Raw genomic sequence first — 20,331 nt, 5'->3', positions numbered from 1 at the left:
CTACGAAAGGACGCATCATCATGGCGACACAACTCGAAGTCGGACAGAACGCACCCGACTTCTCCCTCACCGACGCCAATGGAAAGACCCACTCGAAGGCGGACTTCGCCGGACAGAAGGTCATCCTCTACTTCTACCCCAAGGCCGCGACACCCGGCTGCACGACCGAGGCCTGCGACTTCCGCGACAACCTCTCATCCCTGTCCAGTGCCGGCTTCCAGGTGCTCGGGGTCTCCCCCGATGACGCCGAGGCACTGCAGGCGTTCACAGACGACCAGCATCTGACCTTCCCACTGCTCTCGGATCCGGGTGCGGAACTCGCGAAGACCTACGGGTCGTTCGGAGAGAAGACGGTGGGCGGCAACACCTTCGAGGGCACCCTGCGTTCCACCTTCGTCATCGCCGAAGACGGAACCCTCTCCGACGTCGAATACAACGTCGATGCCGAGGGCCACGTCGCCCGCCTCCGCGAGAAGCTCGGCGCCTGAAGCCACCCCGCCACGCCTCACCCTCCACCAACTACCTGACGGCGGCCCAGCAACCTTGCGCGAGGTTGCTGGGCCGCCGTCAGGTAGTTGGTGGGGAGATTCAGCGCTGTCTGAGCCTGGCGGCGACAGTGTTGAGGATATGAGCGAAGGGCTGCGATCGGAACAACTGTCCGAACGACAGTCGAATGACCCTGTACCCTCTCGCTTCCAGAGCTGATTCCCGAGCCTTCTCCTTTGCGAGGTTCCCGCGGACATCGTCGTCCATGAAGTACTTCTCGATCCCGTCGACTTCGATGATCACTTTCGCGTCGACGTTGCAGAAGTCCACACGGGCGAGCACTCGGCCGCTCTCATCGAAGAACTCGACCTGGGGCTCGAATCCGCCGATTCCGTGCTCGAAGAAGCGGACGGCGGCGATCGATTCCGATGGAGCCTCCCGCCGACCGTCGGACAATTCGATGGCTTGCCGAGCTGCGCCGCCGCCGCGAATCTCAGGGCAAAGTTCGAGCTGATCGCCGAGGCGGTTCCTGGATGTGCGTCCACCCCTGATGGCCTCGTCGATCAGTGGCACGGCAAGATCGAGCTCGTAATCTCTGGCCACATCGATCAAGGTTCTCTCCAGAGAGGTCGCGGAGTACATGCCGATCACAGCCTTCTGTCCTGTCGGCACTTCCCTATTCCGAACGTGAAGATACCGGTATTTCCGGCTGACATTCGGTCGCAGCACCTCGACACGAGACGTGGCCGGATAGGCAGGATCCAATCCGTGGATCATCGCGGCCGAAAGATGGGAGAACACCTCCCTTCCCTTCGTCACGCGATTCCTTCCCGACGCGGCATTGACGTTCTCTGCCCGTGCCCGAATGAGCAATCGCAGCCGATCCATGTCATCTTGCATGTTCCCGCGCAATGTCAGAGCGCTGAGCTCGTCTTCCGACAGCGCGCTCCAAATCGCATGATGTCGCGGGTCGTCACAGACCGCAGTCGCGACATAGCGCCCGCGGGCGATCCGCGAGAGACAGCACCGCTCCGCTCGACGAATCTCATCCTTAGTGAAACCCAACCGGTAAAGCTTGTCAGTCGCCAGATAGAGATGCATATATACTAAATTGCATCATTCACTAACAAACCACAATACAGTACAGCAAATTGTGGATAACCTTATAGGCGGCCTATCTCGCTGTGGCGCCTGCTACTACCTGACGGCGGCCCAGCAACCTCGCGCAAGGTTGCTGGGCCGCCGTCAGGTAGTAGTTGAGAGATTCAGCGGGCTCGGAGGAGGCGCCCCTGGGGCTCGTCGAAGTCCACGGGGGCTCCGCGCAGGATCGTCTGCTTGACAGCGCCGCGGACGGTGCGGGCGTCGTAAGCGCTGATCTGATTGCGGTGATAGAGCTCAGTGGCCGCGATCGTCCACTCCTCCTCGGGGGCGAAGACTGCGAAGTCCGCGTCGTTGCCGAGGGCGATCGCACCCTTGCCCTCCACACCGGCGACGGCTGCAGGAGCCGATGACATCCACGCCACCACCTCGGCGAGGTCGATTCCGCGTTTGGCCGCCTCGGTCCACACGAGCGAGAGGCCCAGCTGCAGGGAGGAGATTCCGCCCCAGGCCGCACCGAAGTCGCCGGTGTCGAGAAGTTTGAGCTCGGCCGTCGAGGGCGAGTGGTCGGAGACGATGCAGTCGATCGTGCCGTCGACGAGCCCCTGCCACAGGGCTTCGCGGTTGGATTCCTCGCGGATCGGTGGGCAGCACTTGTGCGTCGTCGCGCCGTCCGGGATCTCCTCAGCGGAGAACACAAGGTAGTGAGGGCAGGTCTCGACCGTGAGCTTCACACCCTCAGCCTTGGCCTCCGCGATCTGAGGCAGCGCATCTGCCGATGACAGGTGCAGGATGTGGGCGCGGGCACCGGTTTCGCGGGCCGCTTCGATGACGCGGGCGATCGCGACGTTCTCGGCCTCACGCGGACGGGAGGCGAGGAAGTCACTGAACTTGCGACCCGAGTTCTTCGGCGCCTCCGCCATGACCGAGTGGTCCTCAGCATGGACGATGAGCAGACCGTCGTACTTCGCGAGCTCTGCCAGATCGGCGCGCAGCTCCTCGGGCTCCAGTGGTGGGAATTCGTCGACTCCTGAGTCTTCGAGGAAGCACTTGAAGCCGTAGACCCCGGCGTCGAAGAGGGGCTTGAGGTCGCCGGTGTTGCCCGGGATCGCGCCGCCCCAGAAGCCCACGTCGATGAATGCCTTAGTCGCCGCGACTTCGCGCTTGATGTCCAGTGATTCGACGTTGACCGTCGGCGGCAGGGAGTTGAGCGGCATGTCGACGATCGTCGTCACGCCGCCGGCGGCCGCGGCCCGGGTGGCGCTGGCGAAGCCCTCCCATTCGCTGCGGCCGGGGTCGTTGACGTGCACGTGCGAATCAACGAGGCCGGGCACCAGCACCTGTGAAGCGTCGAGCTCGATGACCTGCGCATTCGCCGAGGCGGTCCCGCTCAGTACCGCTCCCCCGGTGGCGATCTCGACGATCTTGCCCTCACGCACACCGATTTCGGCGGCGCTCACACCCTCGGACAGAACCGCCCGCTGTGCCCGGATAACCAAGCCGAAGCCCTGGTCTGCAGCCTGTGTTCCGGCGTCGTCGACGTTCATACATCCTCCTCATTCACCCCGCCGGGACGGCCGGGGCAGTTCACCCGGCAATGCCAGTCGGGGCAGTTGTCCTCGGCATCTGCGCCGAGCATGTCAAACAAGTCCCCGAGGGGTCGGAATCGTGCATCCGACTCCCTCAGGGTCATGGTATACCAATTGTGACGTGGCCGACATCGAGCTCCGTCGACATTCAGCTCATTCAACACCGGGTCCTGTCGGCCCGCAGCCTACTTCGCCGCGGACAGTTCGCCCATCGGAGTCAGCGCCGTGGGCGCATCGGCCGGAGTCTGAGCGAGGACGTCGAACTCATTGATGTTGTCCAGTGCGGCGCCCATCGAGATGTTCGTGACGCGTTCGAGGATGACCTCGACGACAACGGGAACCTGGTGCTCGTCCATGAGCTCCTTGGCCACTCGCAGGCGCTCGCCGATGAGTTCGGGGTCCTCGACGCGCAGCGCCTTGCACCCCAACCCCTGTGCGACGGCCACATGGTCGACGCCGTAGCTGGCAGCTTCTCCCGGGGAGTTGATGTTGTCGAAGGCCAACGACACCTGATAGTCCATGTCGAAGCCGCGCTGCGATTGCCGGATGAGTCCCAGGTAGGAATTGTTGACGACGACGTGCAGATACGGGATCTTGTGCTGTGCCCCGACGGCCAGCTCCTCGATCATGAATTGGAAGTCGTAGTCACCGGAGAGGGCGACAACCGTCTCCTCCGGCTTCGCCTTCGCCACACCCAGCGCTGCCGGTCCGGTCCAGCCCAATGGTCCGGCCTGACCCGCGTTGATCCAGTGGCGCGGCGTGTAGACGTGAAGCATCTGCGCACCGGCGATCTGGCTCAGGCCGATCGTCGACACATAGGTCACGTCCTCGTCGAAGGCTGCGTTCATCTCCTGGTAGACCCGCTGGGGCTTGATCGGCATATCGGTGTAGTTGGTCTTACGGTGCTCGGTGGACTTGCGCGCCGTGCACTCGCCGGCCCAACCGGTGAAGTCCGGCATAGTCCGCCCGCGTGCAGCGGACAGCAGAGCGTCGAGCGCGGCCCCGGCGTCGGAGACGACACCGTAGTCGGGTGAGAACACGCGACCGATCTGGGTGGGTTCGATGTCGATGTGGACGAACTTCCGACCGCTGCGATAGACACCGAGGTCTCCGGTGTGACGATTGGCCCAGCGGTTGCCGATGCCGATGACCAGGTCAGACTCCAGGAACGAGGCATTGCCGTAGCGCACATGGGTCTGGATGCCGACCATGCCCGCCTGCAATGGGTGGTTGTCCGGGATCGCACCCCAGCCCATCAGCGTCGGTGAGACCGGAATCGAGGTCGCCTCGGCGAATTCGACGAGCTTGTCCGCGGCATCGGCATTGAGGATGCCGCCGCCGGCGATGATGAGCGGGTGCTTCGCCGCGGCGATGAGGTCGAGGACCTTCTCCGCCTGCGCCGAGGTGGCCTCCGGTCTCGCGGGCACCAACGGTTCGTAAGTCTCGATGTCGAAATCGATCTCGGTCTGCTGGACGTCGATCGGCAGGTCGATGAGGACCGGGCCGGGACGGGCCGAGCGCATGAGCTGGAAGGCCGACTGGAAGACGCCGGGGACCTGCCCTGCTTCGAGCACCGTTTTGGCCATCTTGGTCACGGGCTTCGCGATCGAGGCGATGTCCACGGCTTGGAAGTCCTCCTTGTCGAGGACCGCGACGGGAGCCTGTCCGGTGATACACAGGATGGGCTGCGAGTCCGCGGCTGCGGCGTAGAGACCGGTGATCATGTCGGTTCCTGCAGGCCCCGAGGTGCCGAGGCAGATGCCGATGTTCCCGGCCGCTGCCCGCGTGTATCCGTCTGCCATGTGCGAGGCACCCTCAACGTGGCGGGCCAGCGTGTGACGGATTCCGCCGTGGGCCCTCATCGCTGCGTACAGCGGGTTGATGGCCGCACCCGGCAGACCGAATGTTTCGGTTGCGCCTTCCTTTTCGAGGATGAGCACCACCGCGTCAACTGCACGCATACGTGTCAATGTTCTTCCTTCTTGTCAGTGGTCCGGATTCGAGTGGTCCGGAGTCAAGTGGTCCGGAGTCAAGTGGTCCGGAGTCAAGTGGTCCGAGTTCGAGTGGTTCGAGTTCAGTGAGCCGGCGACGACGCTGTCGCCGGCTCGGTTCGCGGTGGAACGAGGCCGGCAGTGTCGTTATGCCGATGGCCACGCCCTGTCTGCGGCAGCTCAGTCCTGTCTGCGGCAGCTCAGTCCTGGTTCTTGCCCGAGAGCTGTTCGACGACGGTGAGCAGACCCGAGTGGTCGAGTCCTCCGTTGCCCTGCTGGACGGTCGAGGCGACGAGCTGCGCGACGGCCGAACCGAGCGGAATCGCGACCCCTGCCTCGCGGGCGGCGGCGGTGACGATGCCCATGTCCTTGTGGTGCAGCTCCAGGCGGAAGCCGGGGTCGAAGGAGCGGTCGAGCATCTTCTGCCCCTTCTGGTCGAGGACCTTCGATCCGGCCAGTCCGCCACCGAGGACCTGCAGCGCCGAGGTGGTCTCGACTCCGTAGGCCTCGAGGAAGACGACCGCCTCGGCGAGGAGTTCGATATTGCCGGCGACGATGAGCTGGTTCGCGGCCTTCACGGTCTGCCCCGAGCCCGAAGGGCCGACGAGGACGATGGTCTTGCCGACGGCGTCGAAGACATCGGACACGGCATCGAAGTCGCCCTTGTCTCCTCCGACCATGATCGACAGCGCACCGTTGATCGCTCCTGCTTCGCCGCCGGAGACGGGTGCGTCGAGTGGCTTGAGGCCCTTCTGGGCAGCCTGGGCGGACAGGTTCTTCGCAACGTCGGGGCGGATCGTGGAGTTGTCGATCCAGTAGGCGCCGGCCTTGGCGTGGGCGAGGATGCCCTCGTCGCCGGTCAGCACGTCCTCGACGTCCGGGGAGTCGGGAACCATGGTGATGATGACATCGGCTCCGTCGACGGCCTCGGCGATGGTCCCCGCGGCCTGGCCGCCTGCTGCGGCAAGGTCAGCGACCTTCTCCGGTGAACGGTTGTAGCCGCGGACGGTGAAGCCTGCGTTGACGAGGTTCTTGGCCATCGGCAACCCCATGATTCCGAGTCCGATGAATGCGATTGTCTTACTCATGTTCATGTCCTATCTGAAGTGGGTGTGGCGTTCAGTTCGCGAGCCATTCGAATGCGGTGGCGCGATCCTGCTTGTATTCGAGTGCAATGGATCCGGTGTAGCCGAGCTCGTAGGACCGGTTGATCCAGTCCTGGAGCGGCAGTTCCCCCGTGCCGGGTGCCCCGCGGCCGGCGGCGTCGGCGATCTGGATGTGACCGAACTTCGCGGCATCGGCCTCGATGACCGCGGCGACGTCGTCGCCGTTGATCGACATGTGGAAGAAGTCGGCGAGGACGGCGATGTTGGCAACGCCCTGAGCACGGACCCGCTGGACCACCTCGGCGGCGTCGGAAGCACGCTTGAGCGGGTAGTCATCGGCTCCGGAGACGGGTTCGACGAGCACGGCCCCCTCGATGGCGGCGACGGCGTCGGCCGCGAACTTGAGGTTCTCGATCGCGACCTCGTCCTGCTCCTCAGGGTTCTGGCCCTCGGTGCGCAGGCCGTAGAGGGCGTTGAAGGCGCGGCAGCCTGTGCGGCGGCCGATCTCGACGACGATCTCGACGTTCTTCGCGAAGTCGGCCTCTGCGCCCTTGATCGAGACCATGCCGCGGTCACCGGCGGCCATGTTCCCGGCCGAGAAGTTCAGTCCCTTGAGTTCGACGCCTGCACTGTCCAGCGAAGCGATGAATTCATCGACCTCCGCCGAGGTGGGGGTCGGGTTGCCGTCGAAGGGCCACCAGAACTCGACCTGGCTGAAACCGGCGTCCCTAGCGGCCTGGGCGCGCTCCATCACGGGCAGTTCGGTGAGCAGGGTGGAGCAGTTGAGGATGTAGCTGTCGGCATTGGTGAAATCGAATGTCGCCATGGGATTCTCCTTCGCGTCGCTGCGAGTGCGGGTTACCAAGTTTCCGTATTGTGGAAATGTATTTCCGTTTGATGAAATCAAGCATAGGCAGGCAACTGAGGTGGAGTCAACCCACCGAGGCAGATCAGTCCGAAATTCTCTAATGCCCACAGCGCACGTACGAACCCTGCCTGCCAGCGCTGACCAGACAGAGGACTTGCCCCGAACGCCGGAATCAGCTATCCGAATCGCCGGTTTGACTTTGCCGGAAAAGAGGCCGAACGTAGTGGAGATCACATTTTGTGGAAGATCGAATCCACGATACGGAAGAGTAATGAGGCTTGCTTCGGAGGGCTGAGATATGACCGAGAATTCGACGACGTAGTCCCTCCCGCCCGGGTCCACGCGACCCGAGGACGCGTGGCTCCCGGTGCCCAAGCTCTTCGCCTACGGGCTCCAGCACGTCCTCACCATGTACGGCGGCATCATCGCGGTGCCGCTCATCATCGGCAAGGCGGCCGGAGTCGACGGCGATCAGCTTGTCGCACTGGTCACCGCCAGCCTCTTCGTCGGCGGGATAGCAACCCTGATCCAGAGCATCGGCTTCCCCCTCGTGGGATCGCGCCTGCCATTGATCCAGGGAGTCTCCTTCGCCGGCGTCGCGACGATGCTCTCCATCCTCACCGGCGGCGGCAACCTCGGCGACATCTTCGGCGCGGTCATCGTCGCCAGCGTCATCGGATTCATCGTGGCTCCGTTCTTCGCCCGGATCATCCGCTTCTTCCCACCTGTGGTCACCGGCGTGGTCATCACGGCCATCGGACTCACACTCATTCCGACTGCGGGCAATTGGGCCATGGGCGGCGACGAGGCCGCCGCCGACTACGGCTCCGTGCAGAACATCACACTGGCCTTCATCACCTTCGCCGTCATCCTGCTGCTGAGCAAGGTGGGATCGGCCACGATCTCACGGCTGTCGATCCTGCTCGGCCTCATCATCGGCACAGCCGTCGGTGCTGCGATGGGCATGACGGACTTCTCCGACGTCGGCGACGGCGCTCCGGTGGCGATCCCGGGACTGCTGCCCTTCGGCGCGCCGACCTTCGACCTTGCAGCGATCGGCTCGATGCTCATCGTCATCCTCGTCATCAAGACCGAGACCGCAGCGGACGTGCTGGCCGTCGGCGAGATCGTCGGCACCCCGGTCGACAAGAAGCGGGTCGCGGCCGGATTGCGCGCCGACATGCTCTCCTCGGTCATTGCGCCCTTCTTCGGGTCCTTCACCCAGTCGGCCTTCGCCCAGAACGTGGGCCTCGTGGCGCTGACCGGAGTCCGCTCCCGCTTCGTCGTCTCCGCGGGCGGTGTCATCCTCATCCTCCTCGGGCTCATGCCCGTACTCGGTCAGGTCGTCGCGGCTGTGCCGATGCCCGTCCTCGGCGGCGCCGGGTTCATCCTCTTCGGAACCGTTTCGGGATCAGGCATCCGCAACCTCAAGGAGGTGAAGTTCGAGGGAAACATGAACCTCATCATCGTCTCCGCCTCGCTCGCCTTCGCACTCGTCCCCGTGGTCAAGCCCGACTTCTACGAGCAGTTCCCGTCCTGGGTGCAGACGATCTTCCACTCGGGAATCTCCTCGGCCGCGATCATGGCGGTTCTGCTCAATCTCCTGTTCAACGAGCTGAGTTTCGGCAATTCGCGAAACCCCTCGGTCTACGGTGCGAAGCCCGCGCGCTTCCTCACACCTTCGAACCTCAGGGATCTGCGCGAAGGCGATCAGTTCATCGGCGGAGTCTTCGTCGACTGCGATGGCGAGGAGATCCCACTCGTTCCCGATGAGCAGGCCGAGGAGATCCGGGCCGCGATCGACTGCGGAGACATCGTCGACACCGCCAGCGTGAAGCAGGTCGTCAGCGAGGAGTCGGAGCACCGCCGCCCTTGACGAGCTGACCGTCGACCCACACGCGGGTGATGTCTGCCGGTGTCCCCATGGCGAAGATCTTCGCCAGGACGTCCTCGTCGCTGCTGGCGTGCCTGATGCCCACGTCCAAGGGCTGGTGCGCTGCGGGTGAGATGTAGGCCGCGTCGAAGCGCTTGCCCACGGACAGGTCGCCCACCTCATCGCCGAGTTCGAGTGCCTCGGCACCGGCGGCGGTGGCCAGGTGCAGCAGGTGTGCGGAGCTCAGCGGCAGACCGCCGGACGGGTCGAGCTGCTGCATGAAGTACGCCTGGACGCCCTCCTTGAGCAGGGAGAACCCTGTCCCCGCTCCCACATCCGAACCGAGCGCGACGCGGACCCCGGCCTCGATGTGTCGGCGCAGTGGGAAGAAGCCGCTGGCCAGGTTCGAATTCGAGGTCGGACAGTGCGCCGAGGCGGCCCCGACCTCGGCCATTCTGGCCAGTTCACGATCGCTCGGGTGGACGTTGTGGGCCAGGATCGTCCGCCTGCCCAGCAGTCCCGCACGATCGTAGGTGTCGAGGTAGTCGAGCGCTTCGGGGAACATCGCGGCGACACCGGCGATCTCGTCGCGGTTCTCGTTGAGGTGAGAGGTCACCCAGACCCTCGGATTGTCCGCCAGCAGCTGCCCACCAGCGGCCAGCAGCTCCTCCCCCGCAGAGAAGGAGAAGCGCGGAGTGATGGCGAATCTGAGTCTGCCGTTCCCGTGCCAGCGGTCGATGAGACCCTGACTCTCGGACACTGATTGCTCGACGCTGGTCAGCAGCGGTTCTGGAAGGATCTTGTCGCTGGTGACCAGTCCAGATGTGATCCGCAGACCCACCTCGGCGGCTTGGGAGAAGAAGGTGTCCATGGCGGTTGCGAAATGCGAACCGAAGACCATCGCCGAGGTGGTTCCCGCCGAGGTCAGTCCGGCGAGGAACTCGCCGGCCACGGCTGAGGCATAGGCCTCGTCAGCGAGTTTCGCCTCTTCTGGCAGGGCACAGTGGTCGAGCCACTCGAGCAGGGGCTTGCCGAGATAGCCGATGGCGCGGACCTGCGGGTAGTGGACGTGGGTGTCGATGAGGCCGGGAATGAGTACGCCGGCACGCAGGTCGACCACCTCGGCGTCGGGATGCTCAGCAACCGCACTCGCGTAGTCTGTGCGGGCGATGATCAGCCCCTCAGCGACGACGATGGCGACGTCTGAGCCGGAGCGCAGAGTGCCCCCGGCGAAGGGGTCGGTCGGTGTGTCGAAGACACGGGCACGGTAGATGAACATAGCGGTGCTCCTTGGAAGGTGAAGTGTGGCAGAAGGCCTGTCAGCCGATGCGGCCCAGCAGGTCGGCGGCGACGCTGAGTGCGATCGTCGCCGGCTGCTTTCCGGGCAGATCGGGCAGGCCGATGGGGCAGTCGATGGTGTCAACAGTCTCGGGTGTGTGGCCTTCGGCGATGAGGTTCTTTCTGAACCGCTGCCATTTGGCACTCGAGCCGATGAGCCCGATGGACCCGAGGTCGCCGCGGGTCAGTGCCGCATCGCAGAGGTGGAGATCCTCGGCGTGGTCGTGGGTCATGATGAGCACATGCGTGCCCATGGGCAGCCCGACGAGCACCTCCTCGCCGACGACGGCGAACTCGCGATGGACCTGGGCCACAGGCGGTTCCAGTCGCTCGAGCTCCTCGAAATGCTCGGGACGGGAGTCGCTGAGGTGGATGTCGATGTCGTGGCGAGCCAGGATTCGGGTCAGTTCAAGTCCGATGTTGCCGATCCCGAAGATCGCCACCGAGGCGGGCACGGGCAGCGGTTCGAGCAGTACGCTGACCTCTCCCCCGCAGCATTGACGCCCGTATTTGACCGGTGCCTTGTCGTTGAGTCGCAGCGTGAGCATCTCAGGTTCGGGTCGAGTCGCCTCCGATCCCGGCCCAGACGCTGCAGCCAGGATCTCGCGGGCACGGGTGACGGCAGTCATCTCCATGTTGCCACCGCCGATGGTCCCATGCAGGTCATCGGCGGTGACGATCAGCTTCGCTCCGGCCTCACGCGGGGCGTGCCCGCGAACCGAGGCGAGAGTGACGAGGACGGCCGGCACCCGAGAAGAACGAAGCTTCGCAGCTGTGTCCATCCAGGTCATGATGGGACACTGATGCCTTCCGGGCTCCCCTGCGCAGCATCTCCGGACACGGTAGCATCGCTGGCGGCAGGCAGCCGCACCGATTCGATGGCCCAGAACACGGCTTCGGGCGTCGCCGGTGAGGCCAGCTCGACGGAGGGACCGTGTTCGCCGGCAGTCTCCGAGCCGAACGCGGCCACAGCGCCTCGCAGGGCCTCCCGGACGGAGAATGCGAGCATGAGCGGTGGTTCGCCCACGGCCTTGGAGCCGTAGACGGCACCCTCTTCGTGTGCCTTGTCCAGCAGCGAGACGTTGAAGACCTCTGGCGCCTCAGAGAAGCTGGGGATCTTGTAGGTGCTGGCGGCTTGGGTCGCCAGGCGACCTCGGCTGGGCTTGTCTGATTCGTCCCACCGCAGGTCCTCCAAGGTCAGCCAACCGGCGCCTTGGACGAATCCGCCCTCGATCTGGCCGAGGTCGATCAGCGGCGAGAGCGAATCGCCGACATCATGGACGATGTCGACCCGGCGCAGTGTGTAGGATCCGTCGAAGCGGTTGACCTCGACCTCGGACGCGGCCGCACCGTAGGCGAAGTATTTGAAGGGCTCACCGGTCATGACCGACAGGTCCCAGTGCAGTCCCTCGGTTCGGTAGAACCCGGAGGCCGAGAGCTGGACCCGCTGGAAGTAGGCGGCGTTGATGAGCTCTTCCCAGGTCACCGTCTTCTTCGATGACAGCGCACTGACGATGCCGCGGTGGACGCTGACCTCGTTGGCGGGTGCCCCGAGGATTCCGGCGGCCACCTGTGTCAGCCGGCTCCGGATCTGTTCGCAGGCGTCCTTGACCGCACCGCCGTTGAGGTCGGTGCCCGAGCTTGCCGCCGTCGCCGAGGTGTTGGGGACCTTGTCCGTGCGCGTGGGCGCAAGCCGCACCGTGGACAGAGGCACCCCGAGGGTGGTGGCCGCGACCTGCAGCATCTTCATGTGCAGGCCCTGGCCCATCTCGGTGCCACCATGAGTGACGAGGACGGAACCGTCCTTGTACACGAGGACGAGGGCGCCGCCTTGGTTGAAGGCGGTGAGGTTGAACGAGATCCCGAACTTCACCGGGGTGATCGCGATCGCGCGTTTGACGTGCTCGTTCCGGGCATTGAACTGGTCGATTTCGGATTCCCGGGCCTCCACCTCGGCGGTGGACACGACCTGATCCCAGGCGGCCTCCATCCGCTCGGGATGACGCACCGGCTGGTAGTACGGGGTGTCCTGTCCGGCGGTGTAGAAGTTACGACGGCGCAGTTCACGGGCCGACAGCCCCAGCTTCGGGGCGACCCGGCCGAGGATGTCCTCCATCACCAGCATGCCCTGGGGTCCGCCGAATCCGCGGAAGGCCGTCTGCGAGGTCTTGTTGCACTTCGCAATGCGACCGGCCACACGGATGTTGGGCACCCAGTAGGCGTTGTCGATGTGACACATGGCGCGGGTGAGCACGGGCTCGGACAGGTCGAGGCTCCACCCACCGTCAGCGGTCAGAGTCGCGTCGAGGGCGAGAATCTTGCCCTCGTCGGTGATTCCGATCTTCCAGGACGAATGGAAGCCGTGGCGCTTGCCGGTCATCGTGATGTCGAGTGTGCGGTTCAGCCGCAGGCGCACCGGGCGACCGGTGAGCTTCGCGCCGAGGGCCGCCAGAGCCGCATATCCGTGTGGCTGCATCTCCTTGCCGCCGAATCCACCGCCCATGCGCAGGCATTGCACGGTCACCTCATGGGCGGGAACCCCGAGGACGTGGGAGACGATGTCCTGCGTTTCGGTGGGGTGCTGGGTCGAGCACTGGACGAAGATCTGCCCGCTTTCATCGATGTGAGCCAGCGAGGCCTGGGTCTCGAGGTAGAAGTGCTCTTGGCCGGCGAACTCGAATTCGCCTTCGAACACGTGAGCAGCATCGGCGAAGGCTCCGGCGGCGTCGCCCTTGTCGATGACGGGCTGAATGCCGTGGAAGCTCTTCGCCTCGATCGCATCCCTCACGCTGACCAGAGAGGGCAGCGGTTCGTAGTCAACGACGACAGCTGCCGCTCCGGCCTTCGCCGCTTCGAGGTCGTTGCCGAGGACCCAGGCGATGGGCTGGCCGAAGAACATCACCTCGTCCACGGGCAGCATCGGCTCGTCGTGCTTGACGCCCTGGTCGTTGACGCCGGGAATGTCTTCGGCCGTGATCACACGGACGACGCCTGGGATCTCGTAGGCGCCGGCGATATCGACGCTGCCCAGCTTCGCGTGCGCCTGTGTGGACTGCACGGGGTGGGCGTGGAGAACACCAGTGAGGCGTCCGACCAGGTCATCGGTGTAGAGGGCCGCTCCGGTGACGTGACCGAAGGCGCTTTCGTGGTGGTGGCTCTCACCGACGATGGGATCGGTGGGGCGCTGTGACAGCTGGCTCATCGTCCTGCCTCCTGTTCGGCAAAGAAACGCTCAAGCGAGGACCGCAGCATCGCGGTCCGGTATTTCGCACTCGCCCGGTGATCATCCATCGGGGTGCCCTCGGCGGCGAGGGTATCTGCAGCACCGTGCACGGTCTCCAGCGTCCAGGGTGCTCCCTCGAGCAGTGCCTCGGTGGTCCTGGCGCGCAACGGGGTCGCAGCGACTCCGCCGAGTCCCAGTCTGGCCTTGGTCACAATCCCGTCGTCGACGGTCACGGCGTAGCCGATTGCGACCGAGGAGATGTCGTCGAAGCGGCGCTTCGCGATCTTCTGGAACGAGGTCAGTGGTGCCAGTGGCAACGGGATGCGGATCGCGGTGATGAGTTCACCCGCACCACGTACGGTCTGTCGGTAGCCGGTGAAATAGTCGGCGAGTTCTACGACTCGTGAGCCCTGCGCCGAGGTGAGCACGAGCTGTGCGTCCAAGGCCAGGAGCGCCGGCGGGGCGTCGCCGATGGGTGAGCCCGTGCCGAGGTTGCCACCGATGGTAGCGGCGTTGCGGATGAGTCGGGAGGCGAACTGAGGGATCAGTTTGCCCAGCAGCGGGATCGATCCGGCGAGTTCGCGTTCGAGTTCGCTCAGTGTGTGAGCTGCCCCCAGCTCAATGTATTCAGCACTGCGAGCGATGCCGCGCAGCTCGGGGAGGCGGTCGATGGCGAGCATCGATTTCGCGCGTGCGCTCTTGATGTTGACCTCGACGCCCCAATCGGTGGCGCCGGCGACGACGAGAGCCTCGGGCTCGTCGGCCAGGATGTGAAGCGCCTCGGCGAGGGTGGAAGGACGACGGAACCGTCCGATTTCACCGGTGGCGGTATCGGCCCGGTGGATATCGGTGCTCGCCGAGTTCGGGGCCGGCTTCTCGCGACGCGCCGCGACCGGGTCGCCGGGTTCGGGCTGGCCGAGGGCGTAGGCAGCGTCTCGGATGGGGCGGTAGCCGGTGCAGCGGCAGAGGTTGCCTGACAGGGAGTGGATGTCGAAGCCGTTGGGGCCGCAGTGGTGGTCGGCCGCGTTGTCGCCGGTGGTCGCAGCGGCATCGTCTCCACGCTCGGGCCGGTAGTATTCGGCGGCCATGGAGCAGATGAAGCCGGGGGTGCAGTATCCGCATTGGGATCCGCCGCGCACGGCCATCTCCTCCTGGACGGGGTGGACGCTCTCACCGTCGGCGAGGCCTTCGGCTGTGATGACCTCTTGGCCGTCGAGTGCCGCGGCCGGCAGCAGGCAGGAGTTGATCGAGGTCCAACGGGTTGTCCCATCGTCCTCGGGGCGGGCGACCATGATGGCGCAGGCCCCGCATTCGCCTTCGGCACAGCCTTCTTTGGCTGCCGTGAGTCCGACTCCGCGGAGGAAGTCCAGAGCATTTGTGTGTGGTGGCCCGTCGAATTCGTGAACGGCTGAGTTCACTGAAATCCGGGCGGTGGAACGTTGAGTTTCCGTGGCAGTCATCGCACTTACCTCCTGCGCCTCGTCTCTGCGGCGCACAGTGCATGGTTGGAACAATTGCTTCGTTCTTCGAAACTTCTGGTTATCCATGCGAACAGCAGCGAAGAACATGGAGTCGAGTTGACGCCGGTGACCGGTTGGCTGGGTGACCCGTCAGTGCAGCGACCGACTCAGGCTTCAGTCGCCGTGTGCGATCTGGCCCTTTCCCCAAGCAAGATGTCCAATCATTTCACTCATCCACCTAAGATAGCTGAAATCGGGCCGCGAACGAAGTACAGGACGAATCCTGCGGACACGACCCAGAGGAGCCAGTGGACGTCCCGGCCGCGCTTGCTCATCGCGTGGATGAGGGCCCAGGAGATGAATCCGACGCCGATTCCATTGGCGATCGAGTAGGTCAGCGGCATCGTGACCATGGTCAGGAACACCGGCAGCGAGGTGCGGAAGTCACTCATGTCGATCTCGCGGATCTGCGTGACCATCATGGCACCGACGATGACGAGCGCGGCGGCTCCGGCTTCCATCGGGATGACGCCGATGAGCGGCGCGAAGAACATCGACAGCAGGAACAGTCCGCCGGTGACGCAGGCGGCGAGTCCGGTTCGTGCGCCTTCGGCGATGCCTGCCGCGGCGTCGACGAACACGGTGTTCGACGAGGCGGAGGCTCCACCACCGGCAACTGCGCCGATGCCTTCGACGATGAATGCACCGCGGATGCGGGGGAACATTCCGTCCTTCGTCTGCAGGCCGGCGCTGCGAGCGAGGCCGGTCATTGTGCCCATGGCGTCGAAGAAGTTCGTGAACACCAGAGTGAAGACCAGCATCGTGGCAGCCAGGACGCCGATGCGCTCAAAGGATCCGAACAGGTCGAAGGCGCCGATGAGTGAGAAGTCCGGCAGCGCCACGACCTGCCCGGGGATCTCGGGTGCGGCGAGGTTCCAGCCCACCGGGTCCGGGTTGACCGGGTCGCCCACGGTTCCCAGCTTCGCGAAGGCCTGGATGACCATTGCGAGGATCGTGGCCACGATGATGCCGATGAGGATTCCGCCTGGAACCTGACGTGCGACGAGGATGCCGATGAGGATCAGGGCGAAGACGAACACGAGCGTCGGCAGCGATGCAATCGACCCGTTCTGTCCCAGCTGGACGGGAGGTCCGGCCGGGGTGCGGGTGACGAAGCCGGAGTTGACGAAGCCGATGAACGCGATGAACAGGCCGATGCCGACAGTGATCGCGACCTTCAGCGCGTGGGGCACGGCGTTGAAGATCGCGGTTCGGATGCCGGTGGCTCCGAGGACGACGATGATGACACCGTTGATGATCACGAGCCCCATGGCTTCGGCCCAGGTGACTTCCTGGACCACGGAGACGGCCAGGAAGCTGTTCATGCCCAGTCCCGCGGCGAGGGCGAATGGGAGCCTCGCGACGACGCCGAAGAGGATCGTGATGACGCCGGCGACGAGGCCGGTGACGGCAGTCAGCTGGGCGAAGTCGAGCGACCCGCCCGTGACATCCTGGGATCCGCCCAGGATGAGCGGGTTGAGGACGACGATATAAGCCATCGCAAAGAAGGCCACGATGCCGCCGCGGATCTCCTGCTTGATCGAGGAACCGCGTGATGTGATCTCGAAGAATCTGTCGAGGAGGCTGGGGCTCCCGCTGCGCTCGGTGGCGGTTTTCGCATCCCGCCGTTGGTCGTTGTCAGCCATTTTCATGGACCACCTCAAGTTGTTTGATCTGATCAGTCGGCAACATCATCGTTGGCGACTACGCACTTTGAACCTGCGCAGAGAAACGGACACCGCTTCCACAACAGAAGCTTACTTTCGCATCATGGAAAGACACTTCCGTTCCGCTTGATAAGTTAAGTCTGTTTCGTACAATGTGTCAACGGTCACAATCTGGCAGCAGGGATTGACCATGTCAGCTCGTCCGCCTCGACCACACGCAATCATCTCAAACATCGCACTCATTGCCGTCATCGGGGTAAGGAGTCGCAGAGCCCAGGGGTGCGAGTCCACGGACGGACACGGAGGGCTTCCCTCCACATGGTTCGCCGAGGTGACTGCAGGCAAGGTGAAGTGACCACCCAGTCATCTCCGCACACAAAAAACCTGAGCCGCGACATCGTCTTCCAACGATGTCGCGGCTCAGGCAAAACGCGGTGGCGGTGGGATTTGAACCCACGGTAGGGGGTTACCCTACACAACATTTCGAGTGTTGCACCTTCGGCCGCTCGGACACGCCACCGCGGACAACATTACAGTCAGCCCCAGGCGACGTCCAAATCGAGCGGACGTGACCTGAGCCACTGCCCTGTCTCACGTCCTCGGCGTCGCTCAGCCAGTGGGATTCCCCCGTTTCGCGGCGAAGAATTCGCTGAGCAGGCCCCGGCACTTCGTCGCTGCCACTCCGGAATAGACCTCCGGGTGGTGCAGCGCGGCGCGATCTCGCAGCAGGTCCCAGACAGACCCTGCCGCACCGGCTTTCTCATCGAATGCTCCATAGACGACTCGTGCAATCCGAGATCCGACGAGTGCACCTGCACACATCGCACAGGGTTCGAGCGTGACGACAAGGGTGGCCCCATCGAGGCGCCACCGTCCGGTTGCCTCGGCGGCATTGCGCAGTGCCATGAGTTCGGCATGGCCGAGCGGATCCTGATCGACTTCGCGTCGGTTGTGACCACGCCCGATCACCGAACCATCGACGCTCAGGACCACAGCTCCGACGGGAACGTCGTCATGCTCGCGGGCCAGGGCCGCCTCGGCGAGGGCGAGGCCCATCCAATCCTGGAAGTGCGGGTGGCCACCGAACCCGAGTTCCGCGCTCTCCTCCGGTGAGCTCAGCGGGCGGCCTGGAGCTGGTCGGCGAACCCGACGGTCTCACCGACGTGGGCGACGACGCGGGCAGGGTCAGATCGGTACTTCTCCACCTGTTCGATGAGTTCGGCGGGCAGGACTCCGCGGTCGGCATAGATCTCGGCATCGCCGCCCCATTCGGCGTCGGCGTCGAACTCGAGCATCGCGACCTCTTCCTCCTCGGCGTCGTCATCGGTCTGGGCTGCCGCCTCGTCGTCGAGACCGAACTCCTCTTCCGGCTCGGTCTCATAGGCGTCGGGCTGCGAATCGAGGAAATCGGCGAAGATATCTGCGAAGGGACTGAGCTCAACGCCACGCAGGTCAGACAGGAAGACTCTGATCTCGTTGTTTTCGCAGACTCGCACGAGGCCGAACCATTCGTCCTCGTGCTCGATGACCGCGACCGATTCGCCGTCTTCCGACCCGGCGGCCTGCATCATCTCGACGAGGCTGTCGAGATCTGACGCATCCCGAACATCGACATCGAGCGCACGAAAACCATCGCTGGTTTCGGCAAGGATCTCAGTGAAGTAGGACATGCTCCCATTGTGACGCTTCGGCCGACCTTTCACCACAGCTCCACGCGCGAAGATGAAAAGTTCCGTACCATTTCTCCTATGCGCCTTCATGTAGCCGATCACCCGCTCATCGCCCATAAACTCAGCGTCCTGCGTGACCAGAGCACCGATTCCGCTCGGTTCCGTCAGCTCACCGAGGAACTCGTCATGCTCCTCGCCTACGAGGCCACCCGCTCGGTCGCGGTCGAGGACAAGGAAATCACGACTCCAGTGACGACGTTCACCGGCACCCGCTTGGCCGAGCCGCGCCCGGTCGTCGTCCCGATTCTGCGCGCGGGCCTGGGCATGCTCGATGGGATGCTGCGCATACTCCCCACCGCCGAGGTGGGCTTCCTGGGGATGGTCCGCGACGAGGAGACATTTGAGCCCAGCGCCTACGCCGATCGCCTGCCCGATGACCTCAGCGGCCGACAGGTCTTCGTCGTCGATCCGATGCTGGCCACGGGTGGGACCTTAGCCATGGCCATCGACTTCCTCCTCGCCCGAGGCGCCAGAGACGTCACAGCGGTCTGCCTCGTCAGCGCCCCGGAGGGCGTCGAGCGGATTGAGAGGGATTACGCACAGTCCGCGAATGTCGAGATCTACACGGCTGCGCTGGACGAGAAACTCAACGAGAAGGGCTACATCGTTCCTGGGCTCGGCGACGCTGGTGACCGGATGTACGGAATCGTCGACTGAGCTGAACACCGCCGAACCGGTCCGAAGGGCGTGGCGAAAGAATGTCATATTTCGTCACACTCGTCTCATTTTCGGGCTTTCCTTTGCCACCGGCGAATTTTGTGACAAATAATGAAGCCATGACTTCTACGACGCACTTGACGCGAATGTGCCCCGCAGGCATGTGTATGCTCTGCGTTCGTTGTCGGTGACCGTCTCCCCGCTGTCCGGCCTCGAACGAGTACACGCAGACTCCGCAGCGGACTCATTCAGTCACAACGGCCTTCCAGGTCGAAGCAAAGGACAGCAATGTCGAATTCAGAACCAGCGTACGCACATCCACGCAGCGCAGCTGCCATCCGTCGCGCAGGAGCCCGGTTGAGTGCTGTAGACCCACAGAACCCGCCCCACACCTTCGGCCCCGCCGGCGTCGTGCCCTCACCGAAGGCAGCGCGCGGAATCATCGTCTACATCGGCCTTGATGAGTCTAAGGCCGCCGCCGATGGGACTAACCTCTCCGCGATCGCCGGCGAGCTGCAGGCCTACGCGAAGGAACTGGCCTCCCAGGCAGAGACCCAGGCGGTCATCGCTTTGGCACCAGAAGGTCGCGGCAACGACATCGATGCCGTCCGTGCCGTGGCCAACGGCTCCCCGGCCGCCACCGGGACCCCGGCTGGAACACACGGCCCGGTCCGCTCGCGCATCCCCAGCCGCATCCACCCGCCGCCCCTGCGCCGTGAGTCCGAGCAGGGCATCGGCGAAGCCGCCCCCACAGGCGGCTTCGGATCCCGATTCAATGGGAACTTCCAGAACCGAACCGCTGAGCGACTGCGCATCGACATCCCCCGCCGCGAGGTCCGCATCGACGGCGACCTCATCGATGTCACCACCAAGGAATTCGACCTCCTGGCAACTCTCGTCTCTCATGCCGATTCCACTCTGCCTCGTGAAGATCTCATCACTGCCGTCTGGTCAGGTGGCGAAGTCCCTGATGAGAGGACTGTTGACGTGCATATCCGGCGGCTGCGCAGGCGTTTGGGAGAGTACTCTACGGTGATTCGGACAATGAGAGGCACCGGCTATCGCTATGACACTCACCCCGATGTCACGGTGTGGTCGGCCACCGCCCACAGATGACCCTCGCCCAGCGCCACCAGCTCAACCTGGTCTCAAGTGAGGCACGTCGCATGACTCACCCAGCATGAG

General features: G+C 64.3%; 16 protein-coding genes and 1 tRNA gene. 4 read left to right on the top strand and 13 right to left on the bottom strand.

The window, feature by feature from the left end; all coding sequences use genetic code 11:
- Positions 1-20 precede the first annotated feature (20 nt).
- Positions 21-488 carry a thioredoxin-dependent thiol peroxidase gene (gene bcp / locus AAFP32_RS03280; RefSeq protein ID WP_350270633.1) on the top strand — a complete coding sequence of 156 codons (468 nt, stop codon included), beginning with the start codon at positions 21-23 and terminating at the stop codon, positions 486-488.
- Positions 489-588: 100 nt separating this feature from the next.
- On the opposite strand, the gene AAFP32_RS03275 is transcribed toward bcp, so the two are convergent.
- The 5 genes from AAFP32_RS03275 to AAFP32_RS03255 form a co-directional block, all read right to left on the bottom strand.
- A complete protein-coding gene (locus AAFP32_RS03275) occupies positions 589-1,305 on the bottom strand; it encodes a DUF559 domain-containing protein (protein ID WP_350270632.1) in 717 nt (238 codons plus the stop codon).
- Between the two features lie 446 nt (positions 1,306-1,751).
- Positions 1,752-3,131, bottom strand: a complete 1,380-nt coding sequence (allB, locus tag AAFP32_RS03270; protein WP_350270631.1) for an allantoinase AllB — start codon at positions 3,129-3,131, stop codon at positions 1,752-1,754.
- 227 nt (positions 3,132-3,358) lie between these two features.
- Complete coding sequence (gene gcl / locus AAFP32_RS03265) at positions 3,359-5,143, bottom strand: glyoxylate carboligase (protein WP_350270630.1); 1,785 nt, start codon at positions 5,141-5,143, stop codon at positions 3,359-3,361.
- A gap of 221 nt (positions 5,144-5,364) precedes the next feature.
- Entirely contained in the window at positions 5,365-6,252 is an 888-nt protein-coding gene (locus AAFP32_RS03260) for a 2-hydroxy-3-oxopropionate reductase (RefSeq protein ID WP_350270629.1), read from the bottom strand.
- 31 nt (positions 6,253-6,283) lie between these two features.
- A complete protein-coding gene (locus AAFP32_RS03255; protein WP_350270628.1) occupies positions 6,284-7,096 on the bottom strand; it encodes a hydroxypyruvate isomerase family protein in 813 nt (270 codons plus the stop codon).
- Between the two features lie 409 nt (positions 7,097-7,505).
- Here AAFP32_RS03255 and AAFP32_RS03250 point away from each other — a divergent pair, with 409 nt between their 5' ends.
- A complete protein-coding gene (locus tag AAFP32_RS03250; protein WP_350270627.1) occupies positions 7,506-9,014 on the top strand; it encodes a nucleobase:cation symporter-2 family protein in 1,509 nt (502 codons plus the stop codon).
- Here the strand turns inward: AAFP32_RS03250 and guaD are convergent.
- The 8 genes from guaD to AAFP32_RS03210 form a co-directional block, all read right to left on the bottom strand.
- On the bottom strand, positions 8,983-10,290 hold the full coding sequence (gene guaD, locus AAFP32_RS03245; RefSeq protein ID WP_350270626.1) for a guanine deaminase: 1,308 nt from the start codon (positions 10,288-10,290) through the stop codon (positions 8,983-8,985). The genes AAFP32_RS03250 and guaD overlap by 32 nt on opposite strands.
- 40 nt (positions 10,291-10,330) lie before the next feature.
- Entirely contained in the window at positions 10,331-11,140 is an 810-nt protein-coding gene (xdhC, locus tag AAFP32_RS03240; RefSeq protein WP_350270625.1) for a xanthine dehydrogenase accessory protein XdhC, read from the bottom strand.
- Entirely contained in the window at positions 11,137-13,551 is a 2,415-nt protein-coding gene (xdhB, locus tag AAFP32_RS03235) for a xanthine dehydrogenase molybdopterin binding subunit (RefSeq protein ID WP_350270624.1), read from the bottom strand. Before xdhB ends, xdhC begins: the two co-directional genes overlap by 4 nt.
- On the bottom strand, positions 13,548-15,032 hold the full coding sequence (locus AAFP32_RS03230; RefSeq protein WP_350270623.1) for a xanthine dehydrogenase small subunit: 1,485 nt from the start codon (positions 15,030-15,032) through the stop codon (positions 13,548-13,550). Before AAFP32_RS03230 ends, xdhB begins: the two co-directional genes overlap by 4 nt.
- 230 nt (positions 15,033-15,262) lie before the next feature.
- Positions 15,263-16,738, bottom strand: coding sequence for an NCS2 family permease (locus tag AAFP32_RS03225; protein WP_350270622.1), 1,476 nt, complete (start codon positions 16,736-16,738; stop codon positions 15,263-15,265).
- A gap of 453 nt (positions 16,739-17,191) precedes the next feature.
- A tRNA-Ser gene (locus tag AAFP32_RS03220) sits at positions 17,192-17,279 on the bottom strand.
- 89 nt (positions 17,280-17,368) lie between these two features.
- Complete coding sequence (locus tag AAFP32_RS03215) at positions 17,369-17,815, bottom strand: nucleoside deaminase (protein WP_350270621.1); 447 nt, start codon at positions 17,813-17,815, stop codon at positions 17,369-17,371.
- Between the two features lie 59 nt (positions 17,816-17,874).
- Entirely contained in the window at positions 17,875-18,429 is a 555-nt protein-coding gene (locus AAFP32_RS03210; protein WP_350270620.1) for a tRNA adenosine deaminase-associated protein, read from the bottom strand.
- A 78-nt stretch (positions 18,430-18,507) separates the two neighbouring features.
- On the opposite strand from AAFP32_RS03210, the gene upp reads away from it, so the two are divergent.
- Together upp and AAFP32_RS03200 are read left to right on the top strand one after the other, a co-directional pair.
- Positions 18,508-19,146, top strand: a complete 639-nt coding sequence (upp, locus tag AAFP32_RS03205) for a uracil phosphoribosyltransferase (RefSeq protein ID WP_101642135.1) — start codon at positions 18,508-18,510, stop codon at positions 19,144-19,146.
- 288 nt (positions 19,147-19,434) lie between these two features.
- Positions 19,435-20,262: a winged helix-turn-helix transcriptional regulator gene (locus tag AAFP32_RS03200; protein WP_101642133.1), complete on the top strand. Its 828-nt coding sequence runs from the start codon at positions 19,435-19,437 to the stop codon at positions 20,260-20,262.
- Positions 20,263-20,331: the final 69 nt, after the last annotated feature.

Origin of the sequence: Brevibacterium sp. CBA3109 (assembly GCF_040256645.1) — a bacterium.
In the GTDB taxonomy this organism is placed as follows: Bacteria; Actinomycetota; Actinomycetes; order Actinomycetales; family Brevibacteriaceae; genus Brevibacterium; species Brevibacterium koreense.
This window is presented reverse-complemented; position numbering and strand designations above follow the sequence as displayed.

What these genes read in the sequence shown, in the direction of transcription:
- bcp (WP_350270633.1), top strand. Translation starts at nt 21, where the DNA reads ATGGCGACACAACTCGAAGTCGGACAGAACGCACCCGACTTCTCCCTC.
- allB (WP_350270631.1), bottom strand. Translation starts at nt 3,131, where the DNA reads ATGAACGTCGACGACGCCGGAACACAGGCTGCAGACCAGGGCTTCGGC.
- AAFP32_RS03260 (WP_350270629.1), bottom strand. Translation starts at nt 6,252, where the DNA reads ATGAGTAAGACAATCGCATTCATCGGACTCGGAATCATGGGGTTGCCG.
- AAFP32_RS03255 (WP_350270628.1), bottom strand. Translation starts at nt 7,096, where the DNA reads ATGGCGACATTCGATTTCACCAATGCCGACAGCTACATCCTCAACTGC.
- guaD (WP_350270626.1), bottom strand. Translation starts at nt 10,290, where the DNA reads ATGTTCATCTACCGTGCCCGTGTCTTCGACACACCGACCGACCCCTTC.
- xdhC (WP_350270625.1), bottom strand. Translation starts at nt 11,140, where the DNA reads ATGACCTGGATGGACACAGCTGCGAAGCTTCGTTCTTCTCGGGTGCCG.
- xdhB (WP_350270624.1), bottom strand. Translation starts at nt 13,551, where the DNA reads ATGAGCCAGCTGTCACAGCGCCCCACCGATCCCATCGTCGGTGAGAGC.
- AAFP32_RS03230 (WP_350270623.1), bottom strand. Translation starts at nt 15,032, where the DNA reads ATGACTGCCACGGAAACTCAACGTTCCACCGCCCGGATTTCAGTGAAC.
- AAFP32_RS03225 (WP_350270622.1), bottom strand. Translation starts at nt 16,738, where the DNA reads ATGGCTGACAACGACCAACGGCGGGATGCGAAAACCGCCACCGAGCGC.
- AAFP32_RS03215 (WP_350270621.1), bottom strand. Translation starts at nt 17,815, where the DNA reads ATGGGCCTCGCCCTCGCCGAGGCGGCCCTGGCCCGCGAGCATGACGAC.
- AAFP32_RS03210 (WP_350270620.1), bottom strand. Translation starts at nt 18,429, where the DNA reads ATGTCCTACTTCACTGAGATCCTTGCCGAAACCAGCGATGGTTTTCGT.
- upp (WP_101642135.1), top strand. Translation starts at nt 18,508, where the DNA reads ATGCGCCTTCATGTAGCCGATCACCCGCTCATCGCCCATAAACTCAGC.
- AAFP32_RS03200 (WP_101642133.1), top strand. Translation starts at nt 19,435, where the DNA reads ATGTCGAATTCAGAACCAGCGTACGCACATCCACGCAGCGCAGCTGCC.